This is a genomic window from Streptomyces sp. NPDC002176 (assembly GCF_044903645.1).
Lineage (GTDB): Bacteria > Actinomycetota > Actinomycetes > Streptomycetales > Streptomycetaceae > Streptomyces.
Genome location: NZ_JBJDQW010000006.1, coordinates 429,711 through 454,223 on the forward strand (window position 1 = coordinate 429,711; position 24,513 = coordinate 454,223).

Sequence of the window (24,513 nt, forward strand, 5' to 3'; positions counted from 1 at the left end):
CTTCAGACCGGCGTGGGCTACGGTGCCATCCGGTTTCGACATCGTGGATACGTGTCAGCAGCCGTAGACCCGTGTCGGCCCGTAGCAGGAGAGCAGGTAGTTCGTGACCAAGCAGGTCCGGCAGGTGACGCAGTCGCGTCCGGCGGCGGCGCGGCGGCCGGAGGGGGGGATCGCCCGCTTCGGCCAGGCTCTCGTCTCCTGGCTGCGCTCCCTCAGCAGGCGCACGATCATGCTCGCCGCGGGTGCCCTGGCCGTTATCGCCGCGGTCGTCGTGGTGTGCGCGTTCCTCTTCGGCGGTGACGAACGGCCGGCCGTACCCGACACCCGTGCGCGGCACTACACCGAGATCGACGCCTGCCTGCTGACCGGCAAGGACGGCATCACGGCCGGCGCCCCCGCCGCGGCCGTCTGGCAGGGCATGCAGGACGCCTCCCTCAAGACGCACGCGCGGGTGAACTACCAGCAGGTGATGGGGGAGCAGAGCGCGGGCAACGCGCGGCCGTACCTCAACGGCATGCTCCAGGGTGCCTGCGAGGTCGTCGTGGCGGTCGGCGGACCCGAGGTCTCCGTCGCGGCGGAGGCGGCGCCGAAGTACGGCAAGACCGACTTCGTACTGGTCGGCGGCGGGCACTCCGGGGACAACGTCTCGGTGGTCCGCACCGGCGCCGGGCTGCGGGCCGACGTGGCCGACGCGATCGAGCGGGCGGTCGACGCGAAGAGCTAGGGGCGTCTCGGCGATTACGCCGGTGCGCGACGCGGGAATCACCGGCGGCGGTGCCCGAACTCGTGGTGAATCGTTGGTCCAATGGGTTGGCCGGAGCAGTACGGCTGCCTAACATCGATCACCGCAAGACTTTGTGCACCGTCGCACAATCTCCTCAGGAGGTTCCCCTTGCTCCGCCGCCGTCGCACCACGCTGGTCCTCACCGCCGCGATCGCCGCCGCGGCCCCGCTCCTGACCGCCTGCGGCAACGACGCGCATCCCGGCGCCGCGGCCGTCGTCGGCGGGCAGCGGATCACCGTGTCGCAGCTGGAGGACCGGGTGAAGGAGGTGCGGGCGGCGCAGCGGGCCGAGGTGTCCGACCAGGCCCAGTACCAGCAGGTCCTGGCCTCCACCGGCAGCCTCACCCGCGACACCCTGCACAACATGGTCCTGGACCGGGTACTGCACCGCGCCGCACGCGACCAGGGCGTCACGGTCACCCGCAAGGAGGTCCAGCGGATGCGCGCCGACCTGCAGAAGCAGGCGGGCGGCAGCAAGCAGCTCCAGGCCGCCTGGCTGCAGAAGTACGGCATCGCCCCCGAGCGCCTCGACGACAACCTCGGCCTCCAGATCGAGGCGCAGAAGCTCGCCGCCAAGCTGGGCACCGACACCAGCCAGCCCCCGTTCTGGGACGCCCTGTCCCAGGCGTCGAAGAAGCTCCACATCGACGTGAACCCGCGCTACGGCGCCTGGGACGTGGCCAAGAGCAGCCGGGTCGACGCCCGTACGCCCTGGCTGCGGGACGGCTCGGCGACCCAGAGCGCCTGACCGGACGCGTACGCCCGGCGCGGGCCGTGTGACCTGCTGGTTCCCGGCCCGCGCGGCGCGTCGGGCATACGATCACAGGACTCTCCCCTCCCTGTGGATAACTTGACCCGTCCTTCCGCGTCCTGGGTTACGTTCGGATCGTGAACGCAATCAGCCCCGAAACCGCCCCTGGCCGCATCGTCCTGCTCACCACCAGCCACCGCGTCGCCCCCGGCCTGCTGTCCTGGCCCGCCTGGCAGGCGCTGCGTACCGCCGACGCCGTGCTGTGCGCGGACGGCGCCCATCCGCAGGTGCCGTATCTGCGTGAGGCCGGCATAGCGGTGTCGGAGGCGTCCCCCACCGCCGAGGAGCTGGTCGACGCCTGCGCGGGCGACCGGACCGTGGTCGTCGTCGCCACCGGCGAGGGGGAGCCCGCCCTCACCGACGGCCTCGCCCGGCTCGCCGGGTCCGGTCGGGTGCGGATGCCCGAACTGGAGCTGCTCCCCGCCTCCTACGACCTGCCCGGCGCCCGCCTCCTCGACCTCGTCCAGGTCATGGACCGCATCCGCGCCGAATGCCCCTGGTCCTCCCGGCAGACCCACGAGGGCCTCGCCAAGTACGGCATCGAGGAGGCGTACGAACTGATCGAGGCGATCGAGGCCGGAGACCGGGAGGAGCTGCGGGAGGAGCTGGGCGATGTGCTGCTCCAGGTCGTCTTCCACTCCCGCATCGCCGAGGAGGACCCGGACGCGCCCTTCTCCATCGACGACGTCGCCGGGGGCATCGTCCGCAAGCTGATCCACCGCCACCCCCATGTCTTCGGCGAGGAGGAGGCCGAGACACCCGAGGACGTCAAGGTCCACTGGCTGCGCACCAAGGCCGAGGAGAAGCAGCGCAGCTCGGTGACGGAAGGCGTTCCCCTCGGGCAGCCCGGCCTCGCCCTCGCCGCCAAGCTGGCCTCCCGCGTCCGCACCGCCGACCTTGACGTCCCCCTGCCCCAGGGCGACGGCATCGGGTACGAGTTGCTGGACCTGGCCGCCCGCGCCGAGGAAGCGGGCGTCGACCCGGAAGCGGCCCTGCGAGCGGCGGCCCGCGTCTACCGGGACGCGATACGCACAGCCGAGGGCGCACCCGCGCCGGAGGACGACACCGAGTAGCCCGGACAGGAGACCCAGGAGAAAGGACGACACCGAGTAGCCCGGACAGGAGACCCAGGAGAAAGGAGCCGACCCGCCCTCACCCCGGCCCGCCGGATACCGTCGGGGAGTGACCCACCCGCACCGCCCCACCCCCGACGACCCCACCCCCGGAGCCCCCGCCGGACCACCCACCGAGGCCCCCGCCCCGGACCTCTTCACCTGGGAGTTCGCCGCCGACCCCTACCCCGCCTACGCCTGGCTCCGGGAGCACGCTCCCGTGCGCTGGACCAAGCTGCCCAGCGGGGTGGACGCGTGGCTGGTCACCCGGTACGCGGACGCCAAGCAGGCCCTGGCCGACCAGCGGCTCAGCAAGAACCCGGCCCACCACGCCGAGACCGCGCAGGCCAAGGGCAAGACCGGCATCCCCGGTGAGCGCAAGGCCGACCTGATGACCCACCTGCTGAACATCGACCCGCCGGACCACACCCGGCTGCGCCGCCTGGTCAGCAAGGCGTTCACCCCGCGCCGGGTCGCCGAGTTCGCGGGCCGGGTGCAGGAGCTGACGGACGACCTCATCGACCGGTTCGCCGAGCAGGGCTCGGCCGACCTCATCCACGAGTTCGCCTTCCCGCTCCCCATCTACGCCATCTGCGACCTGCTCGGCGTCCCCCGCGAGGACCAGGACGACTTCCGGGACTGGGCGGGCATGATGATCCGGCACGGCGGCGGGCCGAGGGGCGGGGTGGCGCGTTCGGTGAAGAAGATGCGCGGCTATCTCGCGGACCTCATCCACCGCAAGCGCCAGGCACTCCCCGCCGAGCCCGCGCCCGGCGAGGACCTGATCTCGGCGCTCATCCGAGCCTCCGACCACGGCGAGCACCTCACCGAGAACGAGGCCGCCGCGATGGCCTTCATCCTGCTCTTCGCGGGCTTCGAGACCACCGTCAACCTCATCGGCAACGGCACCTACGCCCTGCTCACCCACCCCGAGGAGCGCCGCAGGCTCGAGCTCTCGCTGGCGGCGGGGGAGACCGGACTGCTCCAGACCGGAGTGGAGGAACTGCTCCGCTACGACGGCCCGGTGGAGCTGGCGACCTGGCGTTATGCCACCGAGCCGCTCACCATCGGCGGCCAGGACATCGCGGCCGGGGACCCGGTGCTGGTGGTCCTCGCGGCGGCGGACCGCGACCCGGAGCGGTTCGCCGACCCTGACCTGCTGGACCTCGGCCGCCGCGACAACCAGCACCTGGGGTACGGGCACGGCATCCACTACTGCGTGGGCGCCCCGCTCGCCCGGCTGGAAGGCCAGACCGCGCTGGCCACCCTGCTCACCCGGCTCCCGGATCTGCGGCTGGCGGCCGATCCGGCCGAACTCCGCTGGCGCGGCGGGCTGATCATGCGTGGACTGCGCACGCTGCCGGTGGAGTTCACACCGGTTGGTCCCAGTCGTGAAAACACACATGACGGACGTTCAACTATGTGATCTTCACGTGATCTGTGCGGCATGAACTTGTGACAAGCGATCGTCTGCCGCTACGTTCACCCATCAGTGTGGCGCCGAGCACCAGTTGCCACGCCGTACTGCTGTCGCACGAAAGGCAACCGCATGCTCTCCGGGAACGGTAGGCACCGTCGACCCCGCCAGGCTCCGGCGCTCCTCGTCGCGGCCGGCGTGACCACGTCCGCCATCGCCATCCCGCTCCTCGGGGCGGCGAGCGCGAACGCGGCCGACGGCACCACCTGGGACAAGGTCGCCGAGTGCGAGAGCGGTGGCTCCTGGAGCGCCGACACCGGCAACGGTTACTACGGCGGCCTCCAGATATCCCAGGACGACTGGGACAAGTACGGCGGCACGCAGTACGCGGCCAGCGCCGACCAGGCCAGCCGTTCGCAGCAGATCTCGGTGGCCGAGAAGATCCTCGCCGAGCAGGGCACCACCCACTGGGCCACCTGCGCCCTGCTCGCCGGACTGACCTCCGACTCCGCCTCGGTGGACGTCGACACGGGCGTCAGCGAGTCCCCGTCCGCCGACCAGGGCGGCTCGGACAGCGGTGCCGACCAGTCGAGCGAGGCTCCCGAAGCGGGCGCTTCGTCCGATGGTTCCGACTCGTCCGGACTGGGGGATTCGTCCCCGTCGTCCGACTCCTCCGCCAAGGAGACCGGCAAGCCGTCCGCGAGCGCCGACGAGACGGCCGGTTCCGGCCACTCCGGCAAGGACACCGACACCTCCCGCTCCGGCGGCTCCGCGCCCGCCGCGTCCGACGGCGGCTACAAGGGCGGCGGTTCGGCCCCCAGTGCCCCGGCCGCCAAGGAGTCGGACGACTCGTGGGAGACCGGCGGCTCCTGGAGCCTGGTCGACACCGGCGACCTCGGCGGCGGTGGCCGTCACCGGGGTGGTAGCGCCGAGGAGAGCGTGACGGAAGGTCAGCACGCGGCCGCCACGGGCCGCCACGCCACCGCCTCCCCGAGCGGCTACACCGTCCGCGACGGTGACACGCTCGGCTCCATCGCCGACTCCCTTGACGTGGCGGGCGGCTGGGAGGCCCTGTACGCCGCGAACAAGCAGGCCATCGGCTCGGACCCGAACCATGTCGACCCGGGGCAGACCCTGAAGCTGCCGGGCGAATAGGGCCAACAGGCTTCATGTAGCGGCATTTGACGCCCCGCTATCCTCTTATATGTCCTATTTGGCGAAAGTGTGGGATGACTCTCAGAAGACCTGATCGTTTTTGAAATTCGCCGCGAGGCGTGTCTACGGTCGGGACCGCTCGTCACCACGAGCACCCGTGGCCGCAACGCCGAATCCTGCCAGCGGCCGTCGGGGACAATCGTCGCGTCAAGCGCCGTAGGCAGGAGCGGGGGACCCAAGGTAGGTGCCCGAACCGGTGATTGACGCCGGGACGGGCTTGGGGTGGAGCCACGCCTTCCGGAAGTACCAGGGAGGGGTGGCCGGGCAACTCAACCGGCCCGAACCCGACAGCTCACCTCGCAGGCGTCGGTGAGGGGATCGATCCATGCTGTTCTCCAGCAAGGGCAAGCGCCGTCGCCCGTCCAAGACCGTCCGTGTCCTCGCGCTCGCCGGTGTCGCCGGTGCGGCCGTCGCGGGCCCGGTGATGGCGTCGGGCAGCGCGTCCGCCGCCACCGGTTCCGAGTGGGACGCCGTCGCCCAGTGCGAGTCGGGCGGCAACTGGTCCATCAACACCGGCAACGGGTACTACGGCGGTCTGCAGTTCTCCGCCTCCACGTGGGCCGCGTACGGCGGTACGCAGTACGCCGCCACCGCCGACAAGGCGAGCAAGGAACAGCAGATCACCGTCGCCGAGAAGGTGCTCTCCGCCCAGGGCAAGGGTGCCTGGCCGGTTTGCGGCACGGGCCTGTCCAGCACGCCGTACAGCGGCTCGGCCGCCCCGGCTCCCTCCACGGACACCAAGACGGAGGACAAGGCCGCGGCCGACACCTCCGACCGCACCTCCGACGACCAGGCCGCGTCCCGCTCCACCGAGCGCCCGGACGCGAGCAAGACCGTCACCACCCCGACCGGTGACAAGGTCAAGAAGGGCGATGGCGAGTACAAGGTGGTCAAGGGCGACACGCTCAGCTCCATCGCCACGAAGCACAAGGTCGACGGCGGCTGGAAGAAGCTGTACGACCTGAACAAGGACATCGTCGAGAAGGCCGACTTCATCTTCCCCGGCCAGATGCTGCACCTGAAGTAACCGCGACCCGCTCACGGGGTCGGCCCCCAGCCCGATCGGCCCCTGAGCTTCCGGTCCTTCCACGGACCCCCGCCCCGGCGCGCTTCCCCCGCGCGCCGGGGCGGTGCGCGTTCCGCCCCCGGCCCGCCTGTTGCCCAGAACCCTTTGTTCCGGGCCTGAACAATAGGTACGGTCTCCCTGCACCACCCCGTCCACGAGGCGGTCGGTCGATGGCCGGCACCCCTGGGACGGTTAGGCTCTAGACGCAAGGCATGCCATCCGGCGCGCCCCGCACTCATCGCGTCACATCCACGAAGGAGATGCTCGTGCCGTCCATCGACGTTGTTGTAGCTCGGGAAATCCTGGACTCCCGAGGCAACCCCACGGTCGAGGTCGAGGTCGGCCTCGACGACGGCAGCACGGGTCGTGCCGCCGTCCCGTCCGGCGCCTCCACCGGTGCCTTCGAGGCCATCGAGCTGCGTGACGGTGACCCGAACCGCTACCAGGGCAAGGGTGTCGAGAAGGCCGTCCTCGCCGTCATCGAGCAGATCGGCCCGGAGCTGGTCGGCTACGACGCCACCGAGCAGCGCCTGATCGACCAGGCCATGTTCGACCTGGACGCCACCGACAACAAGGGCTCGCTCGGCGCCAACGCCATCCTCGGCGTCTCCCTCGCCGTCGCCCACGCCGCCTCCGAGGCCAGCGACCTGCCGCTGTTCCGCTACCTGGGCGGCCCCAACGCGCACCTGCTCCCGGTGCCGATGATGAACATCCTGAACGGCGGCTCGCACGCCGACTCCAACGTGGACATCCAGGAGTTCATGATCGCCCCGATCGGCGCGGAGTCCTTCTCCGAGGCCGTCCGCTGGGGCGCCGAGGTCTACCACACCCTCAAGAAGGTCCTGAAGAACAAGGGCCTCGCCACCGGCCTCGGCGACGAGGGCGGCTTCGCCCCGAACCTCGGCTCCAACCGTGAGGCCCTCGACCTCATCCTCGAGGCCATCAAGGAAGCCGGTTACACCCCCGGCGAGCAGATCGCCCTCGCGCTCGACGTCGCCGCCTCCGAGTTCTACAAGGACGGCAAGTACCTCTTCGAGGGCAAGGAGCGCTCCGCCGCCGAGATGACGGAGTACTACGAGGAGCTGGTCGCGGCCTACCCGCTGGTCTCCATCGAGGACCCGCTGTTCGAGGACGACTGGGCGGGCTGGAAGGTCCTCACCGACCGCATCGGCGACAAGGTGCAGATCGTCGGCGACGACCTCTTCGTCACCAACCCCGAGCGCCTCGCCCGCGGCATCGAGGAGGGCATCGCCAACGCCCTGCTGGTCAAGGTCAACCAGATCGGCTCGCTGACCGAGACCCTGGACGCCGTCGAGATGGCCCAGCGCAACGGCTACAAGTGCATGATGTCCCACCGCTCCGGCGAGACCGAGGACGTCACCATCGCCGACCTGGCCGTCGCCACCAACTGCGGCCAGATCAAGACCGGTGCCCCGGCCCGCTCCGAGCGCGTCGCCAAGTACAACCAGCTGCTGCGCATCGAGGAGATCCTCGACGACGCCGCGGTCTACGCGGGCCGCAGCGCCTTCCCGCGCTTCAAGGGCTGATACCCCGGCGCGGGTCGGCGCGGGGCCGCCCCCGCCCGTCGTACGTACGTCCCCGGACCCGGTCCCGTACCGTGTCCGGGGACGTACGCGCGTCAGCGCACAGCAGGAACCCCCAGCACAAGAGGCACAGCGGAGGCGGAGGGCCAGATGGCCGCGAGGGACCGGGACCGTTTCTCCACCACGACCAGGCTGCGGCTGCTCGGTGAGCAGACGGCGGCCCGCGTCTACCGGTCCCAGACCAAGCGGCAGGCCCGCCGCCCCTCGCGCCTCACCGGACGCGCCGCCCTGCTGGCCCTGGTGCTGTGCTCGATGATCGTGGCGCTCGCCTACCCGATGCGGCAGTACGTCTCCCAGCGCGCCGAGATCGCGGACCTGAAGAACCGCCAGGAACAGGCCCGTGCCCGGGTGGAGCAGCTCAGGGACGTCAAGGCCCGCTGGCAGGACGACGCCTACGCCGAGCAGCAGATCCGGCGCAGGCTGCACTACGTCATGCCCGGCGAGACCGGGTTCGTCGTCATCGACCCGGGCGCCGCCAAGCAGTCCCGCACCGACCGGGGGGCCGCCCACCGGCCCTGGTACGCGAACGTCTGGGACGGCGTCGACAAGTCCGACGCCTCAGACCAGTGACCGGCACCCGCCGGTGACCGACACAAGCCACTTACGGAAGCAGTCATGGAAACGCCCCCGCCCCACACTCCGCGTACCGAGCCCACCGAGGCGGACATCGCCGCCTTCGAGCTCCAGCTCGGCCGCCCGCCGCGCGGCCTGCGGGCCATCGCCCACCGCTGCCCGTGCGGTCAGCCGGACGTCGTGGAGACGGCGCCCCGGCTGCCCGACGGCACGCCCTTCCCGACGACGTACTACCTGACGTGCCCGCGCGCCAACTCGGCCATCGGCACGCTCGAGGCCAACGGCGTCATGAAGGAGATGACCGACCGGCTGCAGACCGACCCGGAGCTGGCCGCCGCCTACCGGGCCGCGCACGAGGACTACATCCGGCGCCGCGACGAGATCGAGGTGCTGGCGGGCTTCCCCAGCGCGGGCGGCATGCCCGACCGGGTGAAGTGCCTGCACGTCCTGGTCGCCCACTCGCTGGCCGCCGGTCCGGGCGTGAACCCGCTGGGCGACGAGGCCATCGCCATGCTGCCCGAGTGGTGGGCGAAGGGCCCGTGCGTGGTGCCCGGCGCCTGCGCGTCCGGTGCGGAGGAGCAGCGATGACCCGCGTCGCCGCCGTGGACTGCGGCACCAACTCGATCCGGCTGCTGGTCGCCGACGCGGACCCGGAGACGGGTGAACTGACCGATCTGGACCGCCGGATGACGATCGTGCGGCTCGGCCAGGGCGTGGACCGCACCGGCCGTCTCGCCCCCGAGGCGCTGGAGCGCACCTTCGCCGCGTGCCGCGAGTACGCCCAGGTCATCCGCGAACTCGGCGCGACGAAGGTGCGGTTCGTCGCCACCTCCGCCTCGCGCGACGCGGAGAACCGGGACGAGTTCGTGCGCGGGGTCGTGGACATCCTCGGCGTGGAGCCGGAGGTCATCACCGGCGACCAGGAGGCCGAGTTCTCCTTCACCGGTGCGACCAGGGAGCTGTCCGGCGGCGACCACCTGGAGAAGCCGTATCTGGTGGTGGACATCGGCGGCGGCTCCACCGAGTTCGTCGTCGGGGACGACCACGTGGGCGCCGCGCGGTCCGTGGACATCGGCTGTGTGCGGCTGACCGAGCGGCACCTGGTGCACGACGGCAAGGTCACCGACCCGCCCGCGCACGAGCAGGTCGCCGCCATGCGGGCCGACATCGAGGCCGCGCTCGACCTCGCGGCCGAGACCGTGCCGCTCGCCGAGGCGCGCACCCTGGTCGGGCTCGCGGGCTCGGTCACCACGGTGTCCGCCATCGCCCTGGAGCTGCCGGAGTACGACTCCGCACGCATCCACCACTCCCGGATCTCCCGCGCCCGGGTCCGTCAGATCACCGAGTGGCTCCTCAGCTCCTCGCACGCCGAGCGCGCGGAGGTCCCCTCCATGCACCCCGGCCGGGTCGACGTGATCGGCGCTGGCGCCCTCGTACTGCTCGCGATCATGGAGCGCACCGGCGCCGAGGAGGTCGTCGTCAGCGAACACGACATCCTCGACGGCATCGCGTGGTCCGTGGCGTAACCGAGCCCGACGGCCTTGGAAGAACGGCTCGTTACCGTCCAGTAGCGTGCGGCTGAGCAGCCTGGACGTCGTTTGAGCGCCCTCGCGGGGCGGCCGGCACGCCGCTTCGCGGGGCTCGCGTCAGAACCTTCGTGAAGTTCTTCACAAGGAAATCGGCCCCGGTGGGGGACGCAAGGGTCCGCATTGACCCGTTCGGGGCCCGGACGGCCCCTGGAGCATGATCACGACCGTATTGCGACGGGGTTTCGCCGAGGTGTCCGGAGTGCCTGCGCGGGGGGTCGCGCGAGGGGTCACAGGGGTCGGAAAGCCAGCTCAAGCGGCATTGACAACGGGTCGGGTGCACCGGGGGTTCCCCCTGGTGAACATGACCTGCGTCACGCGGGTGGCGGAGGATAACACACCCCCTCTCCAAGCTTGTGAAGGGGCGCACGAGCTACCCCCTCGGGGCGGGTGGATACTCGATGGCATGAGCACCACGGAGCGTCCCAGGATCCTCGTAGTAGGCGGTGGGTACGTCGGCCTGTACGCGGCCCGGCGCATCCTCAAGAAGATGCGGTTCGGCGAGGCGACCGTCACGGTCGTCGACCCCCGGTCGTACATGACGTACCAGCCCTTCCTCCCCGAAACCGCCGCCGGCAACATCTCCCCTCGCCACGTCGTCGTACCGCTGCGACGCGTGCTGCCGAAGGCGGAGGTCCTCACCGGCCGGGTCACCACCATCGACCAGGACCGCAAGGTCGCCACGATCGCCCCCCTCGTGGGCGAGGCGTACGAGCTGCCGTTCGACTACCTGGTCATCGCCATGGGCGCGGTCTCCCGCACCTTCCCGATCCCCGGCCTCGCCGAGCAGGGCATCGGCATGAAGGGCATCGAGGAGGCCATCGGCCTGCGCAACCACGTCCTGGAGCAGCTGGACAAGGCCGACTCCACGACCGACGAGGAGATCCGCCGCAAGGCGCTCACCTTCGTCTTCATCGGCGGTGGCTTCGCGGGCGCGGAGACCATCGGCGAGGTCGAGGACATGGCCCGCGACGCCGCCAAGTACTACAAGAACGTGTCCCGTGAGGACATGCGCTTCGTCCTGGTCGACGCCGCCGACAAGATCCTCCCCGAGGTCGGCCCCAAGCTCGGCCAGTACGGCAAGGAGCACCTGGAGAGCCGCGGCGTGGAGATCTACCTCTCCACCTCGATGGACTCCTGCGTCGACGGCCACGTCGTGCTGAAGAACGGCCTCGAGGTCGACTCCGCCACGATCGTCTGGACCGCGGGCGTCAAGCCCAACCCGGCCCTGACCCGCTTCGGTCTGCCCCTCGGCCCGCGCGGCCACGTGGACTGCGCCCCGACCCTCCAGGTCCAGGGCACCGACTACATCTGGGCCGCCGGTGACAACGCCCAGGTCCCCGACCTCGTCGGCCGCAAGGCGGGCAACGAGAACGCCTGGTGCCCGCCGAACGCCCAGCACGCGCTGCGCCAGGCCCGGGTCCTCGGCGACAACGTGGTCTCCGGCATGCGGGGCTTCCCGCAGAAGGACTACGAGCACGCCAACAAGGGCGCCGTCGCGGGTCTCGGCCTGCACAAGGGCGTGGCGATGATCGTCATGGGCAAGATGAAGATCAAGCTCAAGGGCCGTCTCGCCTGGTACATGCACCGCGGTTACCACGGTCTGGCCATGCCGACCTTCAACCGCAAGATCCGCGTCTTCGCGGACTGGACCCTCGGCATGTTCCTCAAGCGCGAGGTCGTCGCCCTCGGCGCCATGGAGCACCCGCGCGAGGAGTTCTACGAGGCCGCCAAGCCCGCCCCGGTCGCCGCCGCGCCGAAGACCGAGGAGAAGGCGAAGGCTTCCTGACCTCAGGTCAGCCTCCGTACGAAGCCTCACCCGAGGACCTCCCGCCATCCGTGGTGCGGGAGGTCCTTCGGCGTTCCCGGCCACGCCCCCTGTTTTGCCCTGTCGTAACCCCAATGCGGGACTGTGCCGGGTACGTCGGGGTGTTTACGTGGTAACGGACATCCGGGATCGTCGTCTTGGAGGTGTGCGTCATGGCCGACGCCGCGTCGCGCTTGGTGAGTGTTGCCGAACAGCTGCTGGGAGCCCCGCTCCCGCTGCGGGTCCGGGCCTGGGACGGTTCCCAGGCGGGTCCGCCGGGTGCCCCCGTGATCGTGGTGCGCAACCGGCGCGCCCTGCGCCGCATGCTGTTCAAGCCGGGCGAACTGGGCATGGCCCGCGCCTGGGTGGCCGGTGACCTGGACATCGAGGGCGATCTGTACACCGCCCTCGGCGCGATGGCGGGCCTGCTCTGGGAGCACGACGACGACAGCGAGGGCCGTTCCCTGCTCGACACGGTGCGCGACCCCGCCGCGCGGGCCGCCGTGCGCGAGCTGATCCGGCTCGTCGGACCGCCGCTGCCGCCCGCACCCCCGCGCGAGGAGGTCCGCAGACGGCGCCATCTGCACACCCGCCGCACCGACAAGCGGGCCATCAGCCACCACTACGACGTCGGCAACGACTTCTACGCGCTGGTCCTCGGCCCGTCCATGGTCTACTCCTGCGCCTACTGGGAGGCCCCGGAAACAGGCGCTTCGCTGGAGAGCGCCCAGCGCGACAAGCTCGAACTCGTCAGCCTCAAGCTCGGCCTGAAGCCCGGTCAACGGCTGCTGGACGTCGGCTGCGGCTGGGGCTCGATGGCCATGCACGCCGCCCGCGAGCACGGCGTGCACGTCGTCGGCATCACCCTCTCCCAGGAGCAGGCCGCCTTCGCCCGCAAGCGCGTCGCCGACGAGGGCCTCACCGACCGGGTCGAGATCCGCGTCCAGGACTACCGCGACGTCCGCGACGGCCCCTACGACGCGATCTCCTCCATCGGCATGGCCGAGCACGTCGGCGCCGACGGCTACCTGGACTACGCGCGCGACCTGTACGGCCTGCTGAAGCCCGGCGGACGGCTCCTCAACCACCAGATCGCCCGCCGCCCGCAGCGGGACGAGACGGCGTACGAGGTCGACGCGTTCATCGACTCCTACGTCTTCCCCGACGGCGAACTCGCCCCGCTCGGCACCACCGTCACCCAGCTGGAGCGCGCCGGATTCGAGGTGCGGGACGTGGAGTCGCTGCGCGAGCACTACGCCCGCACCCTGCGCGCCTGGGTGACCAACCTGGAGGGCGACTGGGAGCGCGCGACCCGGCTCGCCGGGTTCGGCCGCGCCCGCGTCTGGCGGCTGTACATGGCCGCCTCCGCGCTCGCCTTCGAGCGCGCCCAGATCGGCGTCAACCAGGTCCTCGCGGTCCGCACCCCGGAGTCCGGCACCTCGGGACTCCCGGCCCGCACCCGCACCTGGAACGCCTGACGAACGACAGTGGGGCCCCGCTCCGCTACCGGAACAGGGCCCCACGACTGCCTGAGCGCTACTCGGCCTTGATCGCGCCGAGCACGTTCAGCTTGGCCGCGCGCCGGGCGGGCCAGAGCGCCGCCAGCACGCCCACCAGGGCGGCCAGCAGCAGGAACAGCACCAGCCGGGACCAGGGCAGCACCAGCTCGTACGTCGCCATCTTCGTGCCCAGCAGCTCACCGGCCGCCCAGCCGAAGAACACGCCGAGTCCGATGCCCAGCACCCCGCCGAACAGCGAGATCACCAGGGACTCCAGCCGGACCATCCGCTTCACCGACCGGCGCTCCAGGCCGATCGCGCGCAGCATCCCGATCTCCTGGGAGCGCTCGAACACCGACATGGCCAGCGTGTTGATGACACCGAGCACCGCGACCACCACGGCCATGCCGAGCAGGCCGTAGACCAGGTTCAGCATCAGCGTGAAGATCTTGGCGATGCCGTCGGTGATGTCCTGCTTGTCCTGCACCTGGATGGCCGGGTTGGAGCCGAGGGCCTTGGCCAGCCGGTCCTTGGTCGCGTCCGAGGCGCCGTCCGCCGTGCGGACCAGGACCTGCATGTCGGCCGGGGCGCGCAGGTGCGGGGTGAGCGTCTTGTCGTCGATCATGATCCCGCGGATCATCTCGTTGCCCTCGTACACCCCGGCGACGGTCAGCGTGGCCTGCTTGCCGTCCTCGAAGTGCGCGGTGAGCCTCGAACCGGCCTTCCAGCCGTGCTCCTTCGCCCGCTCGGCGTCCACCACGATCCGGTTGCCGGACACGTCGAACGTGCCCTGCTTCACCGTCAGGTCGGTCAGCTCGCCGATCGCGGAACCGGTGACACCGGTCAGGAACTCGGTCTCGCCGCCGATCCGGGAGGCGCCGTTGCGCAGCGGGCTGGACGCGGCGACCCCGTCGGTGGCGGCCAGCCTGGTGGCCACGTCGGGGGAGAGCGGGGTGTGGTTGGCCATCGAGACGACGTAGTCCGCGCGGATCGAGGAGGCGGCCATCTTGTCGATCGACTTCTGCAGGCTGCCCGCCATCACCGTCATGCCGGTGATCAGGGTCAGGCCGATCATCAGCGCGGACGCGGTGGCCGCCGTGCGGCGCGGGTTGCGCACCGCGTTCTGCCGGGCCAGGAGGCCCGCGACGCCGAACAGGCGCAGCAGCGGGGCGACCGCCGCGATCAGCGGGCGGGACAGCAGTGGGGTCAGCACGAACACGCCGATGATCAGCAGCACCGCGCCGAGGCCCATCGCGCCCTGGCCCTTGTCGGTGTCCATGGTGGTGGCCGCGAGGACCACGGCCGCCCCGGCCGCCGCGAACAGCGTGCCGATGGTGTTGCGCACCACCAGCGAGCGGGTGGTGGCGGTCGCGTGCACACTGCTCATCGCCGCGACCGGCGGGATCTTCGCGGCCCGGCGGCCGGGCAGCCAGGCGGCGAGCACGGTGATGACGATGCCGACGGCGAGCGCGGCGACCACCGTGCCCGGCGTGACCACCAGCGGCCCGTCCGGCATGCTCGCGCCGAAGGAGTTCAGCATGGCGCGCAGTCCGGCGCCGATGCCCACACCGGCGGCGAGTCCGGCCACGCCCGCGACCGTGCCGACCGCGAACGCCTCGGCCAGCACCGAGCGGGTGACCTGGCCGCGCGAGGCACCGACGGCCCGCAGCAGGGCGAGTTCCTTGGTGCGCTGGGCGACCAGCATGGTGAAGGTGTTGGCGATGATGAACGTGCCGACGAACAGGGCGATGCCCGCGAACACCAGCAGCACCTGGCGCAGCCCGCTCATCGACGAGGAGATCTGCTCGGCCTGGTCGGCGGCGAGCTTCTCCCCGGTGGTGGTGCTGACCTGCCCGGCCGGGAGCGCCTTGTCCAGCGCGGCCTTCAGCGCGCTCTGGCTGGTGCCGGGCGCTGCGGTCACGTCGATCTCGTCGTACGCGCCCTGCTTGCCGAGCAGGGTCTGCGCGGTGGGGGTGTCGAAGAGGGTGAGGCTGCCGCCCGCGGCCACGTTGCCGTCGTCGGTGGTGAAGATGCCCGCGACGCGCGGGGTGAGGACCGGGCCGTCGACCGAGAGGCGGACGGTGTCGCCCACGCCGTAGCCGGTGCGGCGGGCGGTCTCGGAGTCGATCAGCAACTCGCCCTTGCCGTGCGGGGCGTGGCCGGAGACGAGCTTGTACCGGTGGTCCTGGGCGCCCCAGTAGTTGCCGCCCATGGACTGCCAGCCGTCGCCGACCAGCTTGCCGTGCTTGTCGGCCAGCGCGGTGAAGCCGCTGACCACACCGGTGGCGGAGGCGGCGCCGGGCACCTTCTCGGCCTGGGCGAGCAGCGCCGGGGTCAGGTCCGGGGTGGAGCCGACCCGGTCGCCGCTGGCTTCCTGGTGCTTGGCCCGTACGGCCACGTCGACGCCGTCGAAGCCCTGGGCTGAGCTGTTCTCGAAGGCGCGGGAGAGGGTGTTGGTGAAGACCAGCGTCCCGGACACGAAGGCGACGCCGAGCATGACGGCGAGCACCGTCATCATCAGCCGGGCCTTGTGCGCGAGGACGTTGCGCAGCGCGGTGCGGAACATCAGCTCGTACGGCCCTTCGCGTCGAAGCGCTTCATCAGGTCGAGGACCGAGTCGGCCGTCGGGTCCTGGATCTCGTCCACGATCCGGCCGTCGGCGAGGAAGACCACCCGGTCCGCGTAGGCGGCGGCGACCGGGTCGTGGGTCACCATGACCACGGTCTGGCCCAGCTCGCGCACCGAGTTGCGCAGGAAGCCCAGCACCTCGGCGCCGGAGCGGGAGTCGAGGTTTCCGGTCGGCTCGTCACCGAAGATGATCTCCGGCTTGGAGGCCAGAGCGCGGGCCACGGCGACGCGCTGCTGCTGGCCGCCGGAGAGCTGGGAGGGCCGGTGCGAGAGCCGCCCGGACAGGCCGACCATCTCGATCACCCGGTCCAGCCACTCCTTGTCGGGCTTGCGGCCCGCGATGTCCATCGGCAGCGTGATGTTCTCCAGCGCGGTCAGCGTCGGCAGCAGGTTGAACGCCTGGAAGATGAAGCCGATCTTGTCCCGGCGCAGCCGCGTGAGCTGCTTGTCCTTCAGCGAGCCCAGCTCGGTCTCGCCGATGCGCACCGAGCCGGAGGAGAAGGAGTCCAGCCCGGCCACGCAGTGCATCAGCGTGGACTTGCCGGAGCCGGAGGGGCCCATGATCGCGGTGAACTCGGCCTGCCGGAACTCGACGGAGACCCGGTCCAGGGCGACCACTCGGGTCTCACCCTGCCCGTAGATCTTCGACAGTTCCGCGGCGCGCGCGGCCACGGCGGTGGTCCTGCCGGTGGTGGGTGTGGTGGTCACGGGGTGGGGCTCCTGTCGGACGGGTCTCGGGGTCTTCCCCCATCGTCCCCGTTCCCGGAGGCCGTCCGGTCAGCCGCTGTTCCCGTTCCCTACCGCGACTCCGGTCGGACGGAGCCGCTCCGTGTCATACCTGGGGAGGACGGCCGACCCTGAGAGGGCGTACCACCCGGAACAGGGGGACCGCCCTTGTTCGGTAGGTGAAATTCCGTCATTCCGCGTACGGGTACGCGGGTGTCCCGGCAGGCTGTTGGCATGTGCGGATGGCTCGTTCCGTGGTCTGATGCACCCTCAGACATCAATAAAATAAGACAACGTCGGTCCGTTCTTTCCGCTGTCCGAGTGAGCCCTCCCGATAGGCTCTGGATCTCGAATGCGGAGCCCACGGCCTGCCCGGATGGTGGAATGCAGACACGGCGAGCTTAAACCTCGCTGCCCCTTCGCGGGCGTGCCGGTTCGAGTCCGGCTCCGGGCACATTCCCTTGTCGTGACGGGCCGGCCGAAGCCGACCGCCATCTCTCGTCTCAGCCCTCGTACACCGTCAGCACCGCGCCGTCGACCTCGATGCTGCGGCCCGCTCGCATGCCGTTGCGGCGCAGGGTGTCCAGGCAGGTGTGGAAGAGGGCCAGTTCCTCCGTGTCCAGGATGGCCGCGGCGAGGTCGAGGAGCTCGTGGACCGCGCGGTCGGTGAGGACCTCGGGGAGTTCGCCGGACAGGAGTACGACGGACTCGCCGTCCGGGCCCCGGACCACCGCGGTGGCAGGCCCGCCATGCACCAACAACACGTTCCCCCCAAGGGCCCGTGGTCGTGCGGCTCTCGCTCCTCGGGCAGGACGAGAGACTAGCGGGGGATCTCGGCCCGTTCGGGTGGACTTGCTTTCTTTTTCCGAGTTGACGGAAGCGTGGCCGGGTCGGGGCGCCGGTCGGACACTCCGTGACGCGCCCCGGTACGGGGCTTCAGTCCCGCTGGTCCGGCTTCGCCGCGCGGCCGAGCAGGGACTCCACCAGCGCGGTGACATGTCTGCGGTCGTCGGACGACAGCCGCTGCACGCTGGCGATCAGCAGGTCCACCTCCGGGTCGCCGGAGCGGGGCGTGGACGGTGCGGAGTCCTCACCGGCCGGACTGCCGTACACGTGGATGCCGCACGCCTCGGCCGCCGCGCGGCGGACGGTGTCCAGCGGGAGTTCGAGGCCCTTGGCCAGGCCCTCCAGGGTGCCGGCCTGGGGCATGCGCACCACGCGCTCGGTGGTGGCCAGATGGTGGACGGTGGAGCGGGGGACACCGCCGCGACGTGCCACTTCGCCGTAGGACCAGCCCTCGCGGTCCAGGCGCTCGCGGATCAACTGCTGCAGTGCGTTGGCCACCGTTGGTCACTTCCTGCTCGTCCTGCTCGCCGCTCGGCCGCACGTCCCTGTCGGGAGGGAGTCTACGGGCGAGTAGCTGAACCGCCGAAAGGGCGATTACCCAAAAGGGTTGCGGACAGCCGCCGCGAGGGCCTAGTGTCCAATCTCGTTGGACAGCTCGTCCGACCAAGTTGGACAGAGTCCGGGGGGAACCTGACTCGGTCCGACCGGAAACGCCCATTTCCCGAGGGGGAATCACCATGATGGACGCCCACGAGCTCGAGGCCGAGTCCGCCGAACTGCTGCCCGGCCGCGAGGCCCTCGGCAAGCTGAAGTTCAGCTTCAACAAGACGGTCAACGTCACCAAGCACGTCGCCAACATCGAGGCCGCCAACCAGTCGGCCGCCCTCAACGACCACTCGGCGTGGTCCGTCGCCAACTCCGGCGCGTCGCAGGCGATCAGCGTCAGCCAGTAGTCCGGACCGTCGGGAAACAGCAAGCACCACAAGCAGGACAAGAGGGGAACACCATCATGAGCATGGACATGCGCGACCTGGACGCCGAGTCCGCGGAGCTGCTGCCGGGCCGCGAGGCTCTGGGCAAGCTGAAGTTCAGCTTCAACAAGACGGTCAACGTCACCAAGCACGTGGCCAACATCGAGGCCGCCAACCAGTCCGCCGCGCTCAACGACCACTCCGTGTGGTCGGACGCCCAGTCGCACGCCGGACAGACGATCACCGTCAAGCAGTAGCCCCACCGCCGCGACGGCGGTCACGGGGGCGGACCGCGCCCGAGCACGGGCCGGTCCGCCCCCGCGGCCATGCCGGGGGGAGAGCGGCGGTGAGGTGGCATCGACGTGGGGGGAGACCACAGATGACGGTGCTGGGGAACGGCACGACCACGCTGTACGACACCGGACCGCTGCCCGGACCCGGTGGCTGGCCGGTGACGTACGAGCAGGTGGCGACCGGCACTCTGCCGACCGCCGGGGTGCCCGCCCGGCCCGTCCCGAGGCTGAGCGCCGGGATGCGGCTGCACGGCGAGTACCAGGGCTCGGGGTTCACCGAGTCCAAGTACATCGCCCGTCGGGGGGACGGGCAGGTCGTGCAGCTCTCGCGCCTGCTGTACCTGGTGGCGTCGTCCGTCGACGGGGTCCGCGACGACGACACGATCGCCCACCGGGTCAGCGCGCGCTTCGGCCGCGAGGTCAGCGCGGAGAACATCCGCTACCTGGTGGAGAACAAGCTCGACCCGCTGGGCGTGACCGTCCCGGAGGGCCAGGAGAGCGACGAGGTCGACGCCCCGCGCTCCGACCTGCTGCTCGCCCTCAAGGGCCACCGGGTCATCTTCGACGAGCGCCGCACCGCCCGGATCGCCAAGTCGCTGGCCTGGCTGCACCGGCCGGTGGTGGTCGCGGCGGTGCTGCTGGCGGCCGTCGTCATGGACGTCTGGCTGTTCGGCTTCTTCGGCGCGATCGAACCGGTGCTGGAGGTGCTGGACCAGCCGGTGCTCATCCTGCTGGTCTTCGCGCTCACCGTGGCCTCGCTCGTCTTCCACGAGTTCGGCCACGCCTCCGCGTGCCGGTACGGCGGGGCCAGACCGGGCTGCATCGGCTGCGGGCTCTTCCTCATCTGGCCGTCGATGTACACCGACGTCACCGACGTCTACCGGATCAACAAGGCCGGGCGCATCCGCACCGACTTCGGCGGGGTGTACTTCAACGTCGTCTTCATGCTGGCCATGGCCGGTGCCTACTTCGCCACCGGGGAGCAGTTCTTCCTCGCCGCGGTCTACCTCGGCCACTTCGAGATCCTGGAACAGCTCATGCCCGCCGTCCGCCTGGACGGCTACTACATCCTGGGCGACCTCGCGGGCGTCCCGGACCTGTACGGCAAGATCAAGCCGATCCTGCTCTCCCTGGTACCGGGGACGCGGGGACAGGCGGCCCGCCAGGAGGTCGCGGGGCTGAAGAAGTCCGCGCGCGTCATCGTCGCCACCTGGGTGCTGACCATGGTGCCGCTGATCGTCGGCGAGCTGGGCTACGGGCTGTGGAACCTGCCCCGGATCATCAGCACGATGATCCGCTCGCTCACCGAGCAGGTCACCGGGACGGGGTCGGCGTTCGCGCAGGGGGACGTGCTGCCCGGCATCGTCGGGGTGCTCGGCACGCTGATGCTGCTGTTCCCGATGGCCGGTGTCCTCTATCTCTCCGTGAAGATCGGCGGCAGGCTCTTCCGGCTCGCCAAACGCTCCACGGCCGGACGGCCCACCCTGCGGATCGCGCTGTGCGGGCTGCTGCTCGCCGGACTCGGCGGGCTCGCCTACGCCTGGATGTCCGGGGTGACCCCGCAGCCGCTGCCGAAGAAGCCGCCCATCGCGCCGATCCTCCAGCCGGGGGTGCCCACCACGCCGCCGCCGTCCCCGGACGCCTCGACGCCGGGCGCCGGTCCTGGACGCACCTCCGGCGGGCCGGGCGCCGCCTCCGGTGAGCCCTCGGCGACACCGGGCGCACCGGCCGAGGGCAGGCCGGGGGACCCGAGCGCCGGGCCCTCGGACGGCACTTCCGCCTCCGCTTCGCAGCCCTCCGCCGCCTCCTCGACGGCCCCGGACAAGCCGACGCGCGGCGAGGACGGCCCCAAGCAGAGCGAGAGCAGCAGCGGCGGGGCACCGGTCGGCCAGCCGTCCGCGCAGCAGTCGCCGCCCCCGGTCACCGAGACCTCGTCGGTCCCGTCGGAGAGCGCCACGCCGACGCCGACCACCGAGCCCTCGACGGCGCCGACCAGTGATCCACCGGTCCCGGTGTCGTCGTCCTGACCCCGTCGCGGCCCCCGGCCCGGCCGCGACCGTGCGTGTGCCGGGCCTCTCATCAGCACGTCCTTCATTCCTCGGGAGAGAACCCATGAGCAGTCACCGGAAACCACGCAGCAGCCCGTTCAACGGGCGGGCCGTCCGTACCGTCCTCCTCGCCGCCGGTGCGGCGGGGGTGGCCACGGCCGTTCCGGCGCACGCCGCGACCGGGCCCGCGCGGTCCGCCGCGGTGGTCTCGGACAGCGTGTTCACCAACGCCAACCGGCTCCACCACACCCAGGCCCGCGACTCCTTCACCATCCGCGAGTTCGGCAAGGTCAACGCGACCTCCGTCCGCAACCAGGCCCGGGCGGTCTCCATGGGCTGCTCGGTCGACGACCACTGCCGGTCGGTCGCGCTGTCCTTCCAGATCGTCACGGTCGCCGGGGACGCGCACCACCTGAAGGCGGTCAACGTCAGCGACGCGGCCAACAAGTACTGCGACGGCTGCCAGACCCTGGCCGGGGCCTACCAGTTCGTCGTCTCCACGCCCCACCCGCTCAGCCTCGACGCGGGGGCCCGCCGCCAGCTGGCCGACGTGCACCGCAGGCTGGACGCGCTGACCCGGTCCACGCTGCCCGCCGCCGAGCTGCAGCAGCGGGTGGACGCCCTCGCGGGCGAGGTGAACGGCGTCCTGAAGGCGGCCGTGGCCAAGGCGCCCAAGGGCACCGAGAAGCCCGACGTCACCCTGCACCGCCGACTGGACGGCTGGCCGGGCCACTGACCCCGGTCTGACCGTCCCTCCCGGCCGGCCGCCGGTCCCCGCGAGCGCCTCCCGCGGGAACCGGCGGCCGGCCTCCTCCGTGCCAGGTCAGGCACAGAAGAGCTGGCATATAAGAGGACCGGGCTGGGAACATGGCTTCCGCGCGGTGCGTTGGTCAAGCACGGCGAAGGAAAGATCCTCCTCAGGGAGCAGGGCCGATCCTTTGCCAGTCCATTACTCTTGAGCCAAGGCTGCGCACGGCAGCCATGGAGGAGTGAAATGAGGAGCAGCAACCCGGTCTTCTCGCGCCGAGGGTTCGGTCGCGACAACGGCTACGCAGGCTTCGACACCGCACAGCAGGCCGGGTACGCGCAGGGCAACCCGTACGGCCAGAACCCCTACGCGCAGAACCCGTACGCGCAGACCACCGTCGGCCAGGGCGCGCCGCCGCAGGCGCCGCCCACGACCGGCCGGATGACGATGGACGACGTGGTCGTCCGCTCGTCGACCACGCTGGGCGTCGTCGTCCTCGGCGCGGTGCTCGCCTGGGCCCTGCTGCCGGTCACCCCGACCAGCTTCGCGCTCGCCTTCGGGTCGGCGCTGATCGCCATGGTCCTGGGCCTGGTGCAGAGCTTCAAGCGCAAGCCGTCGCCCGCGCTGATCCTGGGTTACGCGGCCTTCGAGGGCGTCTTCCTCGGGGTCATCAGCGAGATGTACAACAGCCGGTGGAGCGGCGCCCCGTTCCAGGCGGTGCTCGGCACCATGGCGGTCTCCGCCGCCACCCTGCTGGTCTACAAGGCCGGCTGGATCCGCGTCACCGCCCGCTACGCCCGCATCGGCATGGCCGTCGCCATCGCGTTCGTGCTGGCCATGGCGGTGAACATGCTGCTGGTCGTGTTCGGGGTCGCCCCGGACGGCGGGCTGCGCGGCATGGGCCCGCTGGGCGCGATCGTCGGCGTCCTCGCCATCCTGCTCGGCGCGTTCTTCCTGACGCTGGACTTCAAGCAGATCGAGGACGGCATCGCCTACGGCGCCCCGCGCGAGGAGTCCTGGCTCGCCGCGTTCGGTCTCACCGTGTCCCTGGTGTGGATCTACCTGGAGATGCTGCGCCTGGTCGCCATCTTCAGCAGCAACGACTAGCGCCCCGGCGCGACGGAGGGCCCCCGGTGCACCCGCACCGGGGGCCCTCCCGCGTGTGCGGGCCGGTGCCCGTCAGCGCAGCTTGCGCGCGGCCCTCCTCAGGTCGTACTCGTGGACGATGGCCTTGGCGTGGCCGTACGCGAGGTCGTGCTCGTGCCGGAGCCAGCTGACCTTGTCCTCGAAGCGGAGGGCCGGGCCCTCGTCGACGGTGCGCAGCCAGTCGGCGACTTCACGGCCGGTGCAGTGCGGGATGCGGGCGAGCAGGTTGCGGTGGGTCTCCTCGGAGAAGACTTGGGACATCGGCGCCTCCGGACACAAGGGAAATTAAGGCCGGTCCTTCAGGTCACCGTGCCCGAGCACGGGCCGCTTGGCAACAGTGCCCGCGTTACGCTCGGCGCGTGCTGGATACGACGCCCCTGACCAAAGCAGTGGAACTCTTCGCCGACCGGCTGCGGGCCGCACCGCAGAGCAGGCTGCAGCGCGGCGCGGCCGCCGAGGCGCTGGCGGTCGCGCGGGAGCTGGCCCGGCGGGCGCAGGAACTGGAGGAGCCGGGCAGCGAGCCACGGGAGATGCCGGACGCGGGGATGTTCGCGGCGGCCGACCAGATCACGGTGGCCGGGCACGACCTGGCGGTCGCGCTGCGCGGCGAGGACCAGCTCGCCAAGGCGGTGGAGCTGGTCGAGGAGGCCCGCAAGCGGGCCGGTGTCTGAGAGGCCGGGCTAGAGGGAGGCGATGACCCGGTCCGCGAGGACGTACACCGTCTCCTCGCCGCAGGCGAAGGTCAGCGTGAAGGCGCCGGAGATGCCCGAGCCGCCCAGCAGACAGGGGGCCTCGCCCTGCTGGAGCGCGGCCGCCAGCCGTTCGGCGGTCTCGCGGTGGCCCGGGGTCATGCACAGGGTGGTGCCGTCGGCGAAGACATAGACGTCGAGGGTGCCCAGCGGGCCGGGGCGGACGTCGGCGAGCGCGGTGCCCTCGACGGACAGCCGCTCCAGGATGGTGACGGCGCGCTCCTCCTCGTCGCCCACCGGGGACTGCACCGGGACGAAGTCGGGGTGCGAGGGGTGGCGGCGGCGGGCCGCGGCCAGCTCGGGGGAGTCGCCGGAGAACTCGTCCGGCTCGACGCCCGGTTCCGACACCGGCTCCAGGCCCGCGAAGTCGGACGGGCGGGGCAGGAACGTATCGGCGTCCAGGCCGTACAGCGGGGGCGGCGCGTCGGAGAGGTCGCGGACCTCCTGCGCGGCCCAGAAGGCGCGGGCCTCGGCCAGTTCACGCTCCCGCTCCTCGGCGAGCGCGGCGGCCACGGCCTCGCGTATCTCCTCCGCGTCGGCGGTGGTGCGGGCCGCGGGCAGCAGCGCGCGGATCTCGGCCGCCTGATGCGCGGCGAGCTGGGTGTGCAGCTCGGCGATCTGGCGGCGCAGCCGCAGCACGGTGCACAGGACGGCGACGCCCACGGCGCCCGTGGCGGCCGTGGTGAGCAGCAGGGCGATGGACATGGCGCTCACTGACGTACTCCCAGGTTCAAAGTCGACCCCCGACTTCCTACCTCAGCTTGAAGGGTGGACTGACCGCCTGTCAGTGCGTAACGTCACGAAACGGACAGGGTTTTGGCCTCGGCGGCCTCTGGTGTCACTCGGGCGACGGCACTGACCTGCGCCGATCCCCCAGCGAGCGAG

The 24,513-nt window shown here is 71.1% G+C and carries 24 protein-coding genes, 1 tRNA gene and 1 riboswitch; of the genes, 19 read left to right on the forward strand and 6 right to left on the reverse strand.

Annotated elements, in window-relative coordinates:
• The first annotated feature begins 103 nt into the window (after positions 1-103).
• From ACI2LY_RS27600 to ACI2LY_RS27655, 12 genes are all read left to right on the forward strand, one after another.
• Positions 104-724, forward strand: a complete 621-nt coding sequence (locus ACI2LY_RS27600; protein WP_404709507.1) for a hypothetical protein — start codon at positions 104-106, stop codon at positions 722-724.
• Between the two features lie 168 nt (positions 725-892).
• Positions 893-1,531, forward strand: coding sequence for a SurA N-terminal domain-containing protein (locus ACI2LY_RS27605; RefSeq protein ID WP_404709508.1), 639 nt, complete (start codon positions 893-895; stop codon positions 1,529-1,531).
• Positions 1,532-1,671: 140 nt separating this feature from the next.
• Entirely contained in the window at positions 1,672-2,667 is a 996-nt protein-coding gene (locus tag ACI2LY_RS27610) for a nucleoside triphosphate pyrophosphohydrolase (protein WP_404709509.1), read from the forward strand.
• A 109-nt stretch (positions 2,668-2,776) separates the two neighbouring features.
• The gene (locus ACI2LY_RS27615; RefSeq protein WP_404709510.1) at positions 2,777-4,132 is read left to right on the forward strand and encodes a cytochrome P450; all 1,356 of its coding nucleotides are present in this window, start codon (positions 2,777-2,779) and stop codon (positions 4,130-4,132) included.
• A 123-nt stretch (positions 4,133-4,255) separates the two neighbouring features.
• On the forward strand, positions 4,256-5,278 hold the full coding sequence (locus tag ACI2LY_RS27620) for a transglycosylase family protein (RefSeq protein WP_404709511.1): 1,023 nt from the start codon (positions 4,256-4,258) through the stop codon (positions 5,276-5,278).
• Positions 5,279-5,480: 202 nt separating this feature from the next.
• Positions 5,481-5,659: riboswitch (cyclic di-AMP (ydaO/yuaA leader) on the forward strand.
• A gap of 4 nt (positions 5,660-5,663) precedes the next feature.
• Entirely contained in the window at positions 5,664-6,365 is a 702-nt protein-coding gene (locus ACI2LY_RS27625; RefSeq protein WP_404709512.1) for a transglycosylase family protein, read from the forward strand.
• A gap of 305 nt (positions 6,366-6,670) precedes the next feature.
• Positions 6,671-7,951, forward strand: a complete 1,281-nt coding sequence (gene eno / locus ACI2LY_RS27630) for a phosphopyruvate hydratase (protein WP_381120011.1) — start codon at positions 6,671-6,673, stop codon at positions 7,949-7,951.
• A gap of 147 nt (positions 7,952-8,098) precedes the next feature.
• A complete protein-coding gene (locus ACI2LY_RS27635; protein WP_389006718.1) occupies positions 8,099-8,578 on the forward strand; it encodes a septum formation initiator family protein in 480 nt (159 codons plus the stop codon).
• A 45-nt stretch (positions 8,579-8,623) separates the two neighbouring features.
• Positions 8,624-9,169: a DUF501 domain-containing protein gene (locus ACI2LY_RS27640; RefSeq protein WP_404709513.1), complete on the forward strand. Its 546-nt coding sequence runs from the start codon at positions 8,624-8,626 to the stop codon at positions 9,167-9,169.
• Positions 9,166-10,107, forward strand: coding sequence for an exopolyphosphatase (locus ACI2LY_RS27645; protein ID WP_393913913.1), 942 nt, complete (start codon positions 9,166-9,168; stop codon positions 10,105-10,107). The genes ACI2LY_RS27640 and ACI2LY_RS27645 overlap by 4 nt, the downstream gene beginning before the upstream one ends.
• A gap of 466 nt (positions 10,108-10,573) precedes the next feature.
• On the forward strand, positions 10,574-11,956 hold the full coding sequence (locus tag ACI2LY_RS27650; protein WP_404709514.1) for an NAD(P)/FAD-dependent oxidoreductase: 1,383 nt from the start codon (positions 10,574-10,576) through the stop codon (positions 11,954-11,956).
• A 191-nt stretch (positions 11,957-12,147) separates the two neighbouring features.
• Entirely contained in the window at positions 12,148-13,452 is a 1,305-nt protein-coding gene (locus ACI2LY_RS27655; protein WP_404709515.1) for a class I SAM-dependent methyltransferase, read from the forward strand.
• A gap of 58 nt (positions 13,453-13,510) precedes the next feature.
• Here ACI2LY_RS27655 and ACI2LY_RS27660 read toward each other — a convergent pair whose 3' ends face one another.
• Together ACI2LY_RS27660 and ACI2LY_RS27665 are read right to left on the reverse strand one after the other, a co-directional pair.
• Complete coding sequence (locus tag ACI2LY_RS27660; protein ID WP_404709516.1) at positions 13,511-16,039, reverse strand: ABC transporter permease; 2,529 nt, start codon at positions 16,037-16,039, stop codon at positions 13,511-13,513.
• A complete protein-coding gene (locus ACI2LY_RS27665) occupies positions 16,039-16,809 on the reverse strand; it encodes an ABC transporter ATP-binding protein (RefSeq protein WP_393595225.1) in 771 nt (256 codons plus the stop codon). The genes ACI2LY_RS27660 and ACI2LY_RS27665 overlap by 1 nt, the downstream gene beginning before the upstream one ends.
• A 388-nt stretch (positions 16,810-17,197) precedes the next feature.
• On the opposite strand from ACI2LY_RS27665, the gene ACI2LY_RS27670 reads away from it, so the two are divergent.
• Positions 17,198-17,281, forward strand: a tRNA-Leu gene (locus ACI2LY_RS27670).
• A 49-nt stretch (positions 17,282-17,330) separates the two neighbouring features.
• Here ACI2LY_RS27670 and ACI2LY_RS27675 read toward each other — a convergent pair.
• Both ACI2LY_RS27675 and ACI2LY_RS27680 read right to left on the reverse strand, forming a co-directional pair.
• Entirely contained in the window at positions 17,331-17,582 is a 252-nt protein-coding gene (locus ACI2LY_RS27675; protein ID WP_393913907.1) for a hypothetical protein, read from the reverse strand.
• Between the two features lie 181 nt (positions 17,583-17,763).
• Positions 17,764-18,171 (reverse strand): helix-turn-helix domain-containing protein, encoded by a 408-nt coding sequence (locus tag ACI2LY_RS27680; RefSeq protein WP_404709517.1) that lies wholly within the window; start codon positions 18,169-18,171, stop codon positions 17,764-17,766.
• A 239-nt stretch (positions 18,172-18,410) separates the two neighbouring features.
• On the opposite strand from ACI2LY_RS27680, the gene ACI2LY_RS27685 reads away from it, so the two are divergent.
• From ACI2LY_RS27685 to ACI2LY_RS27705, 5 genes are all read left to right on the forward strand, one after another.
• On the forward strand, positions 18,411-18,626 hold the full coding sequence (locus tag ACI2LY_RS27685; protein ID WP_401452370.1) for a hypothetical protein: 216 nt from the start codon (positions 18,411-18,413) through the stop codon (positions 18,624-18,626).
• A 56-nt stretch (positions 18,627-18,682) separates the two neighbouring features.
• On the forward strand, positions 18,683-18,901 hold the full coding sequence (locus tag ACI2LY_RS27690) for a hypothetical protein (RefSeq protein WP_161148035.1): 219 nt from the start codon (positions 18,683-18,685) through the stop codon (positions 18,899-18,901).
• 122 nt (positions 18,902-19,023) lie between these two features.
• Positions 19,024-20,964 (forward strand): hypothetical protein, encoded by a 1,941-nt coding sequence (locus ACI2LY_RS27695; protein WP_404709518.1) that lies wholly within the window; start codon positions 19,024-19,026, stop codon positions 20,962-20,964.
• A gap of 85 nt (positions 20,965-21,049) precedes the next feature.
• Positions 21,050-21,721 (forward strand): hypothetical protein, encoded by a 672-nt coding sequence (locus ACI2LY_RS27700; RefSeq protein ID WP_404709519.1) that lies wholly within the window; start codon positions 21,050-21,052, stop codon positions 21,719-21,721.
• A gap of 258 nt (positions 21,722-21,979) precedes the next feature.
• Complete coding sequence (locus ACI2LY_RS27705) at positions 21,980-22,840, forward strand: Bax inhibitor-1/YccA family protein (RefSeq protein WP_404709520.1); 861 nt, start codon at positions 21,980-21,982, stop codon at positions 22,838-22,840.
• Between the two features lie 72 nt (positions 22,841-22,912).
• Here ACI2LY_RS27705 and ACI2LY_RS27710 read toward each other — a convergent pair whose 3' ends face one another.
• A complete protein-coding gene (locus tag ACI2LY_RS27710; RefSeq protein ID WP_389006748.1) occupies positions 22,913-23,140 on the reverse strand; it encodes a DUF4287 domain-containing protein in 228 nt (75 codons plus the stop codon).
• A gap of 98 nt (positions 23,141-23,238) precedes the next feature.
• Here ACI2LY_RS27710 and ACI2LY_RS27715 point away from each other — a divergent pair, with 98 nt between their 5' ends.
• Positions 23,239-23,550 carry a hypothetical protein gene (locus ACI2LY_RS27715; RefSeq protein ID WP_404709521.1) on the forward strand — a complete coding sequence of 104 codons (312 nt, stop codon included), beginning with the start codon at positions 23,239-23,241 and terminating at the stop codon, positions 23,548-23,550.
• 9 nt (positions 23,551-23,559) lie between these two features.
• Here ACI2LY_RS27715 and ACI2LY_RS27720 read toward each other — a convergent pair whose 3' ends face one another.
• On the reverse strand, positions 23,560-24,342 hold the full coding sequence (locus ACI2LY_RS27720) for a hypothetical protein (RefSeq protein WP_393595239.1): 783 nt from the start codon (positions 24,340-24,342) through the stop codon (positions 23,560-23,562).
• Positions 24,343-24,513: the final 171 nt, after the last annotated feature.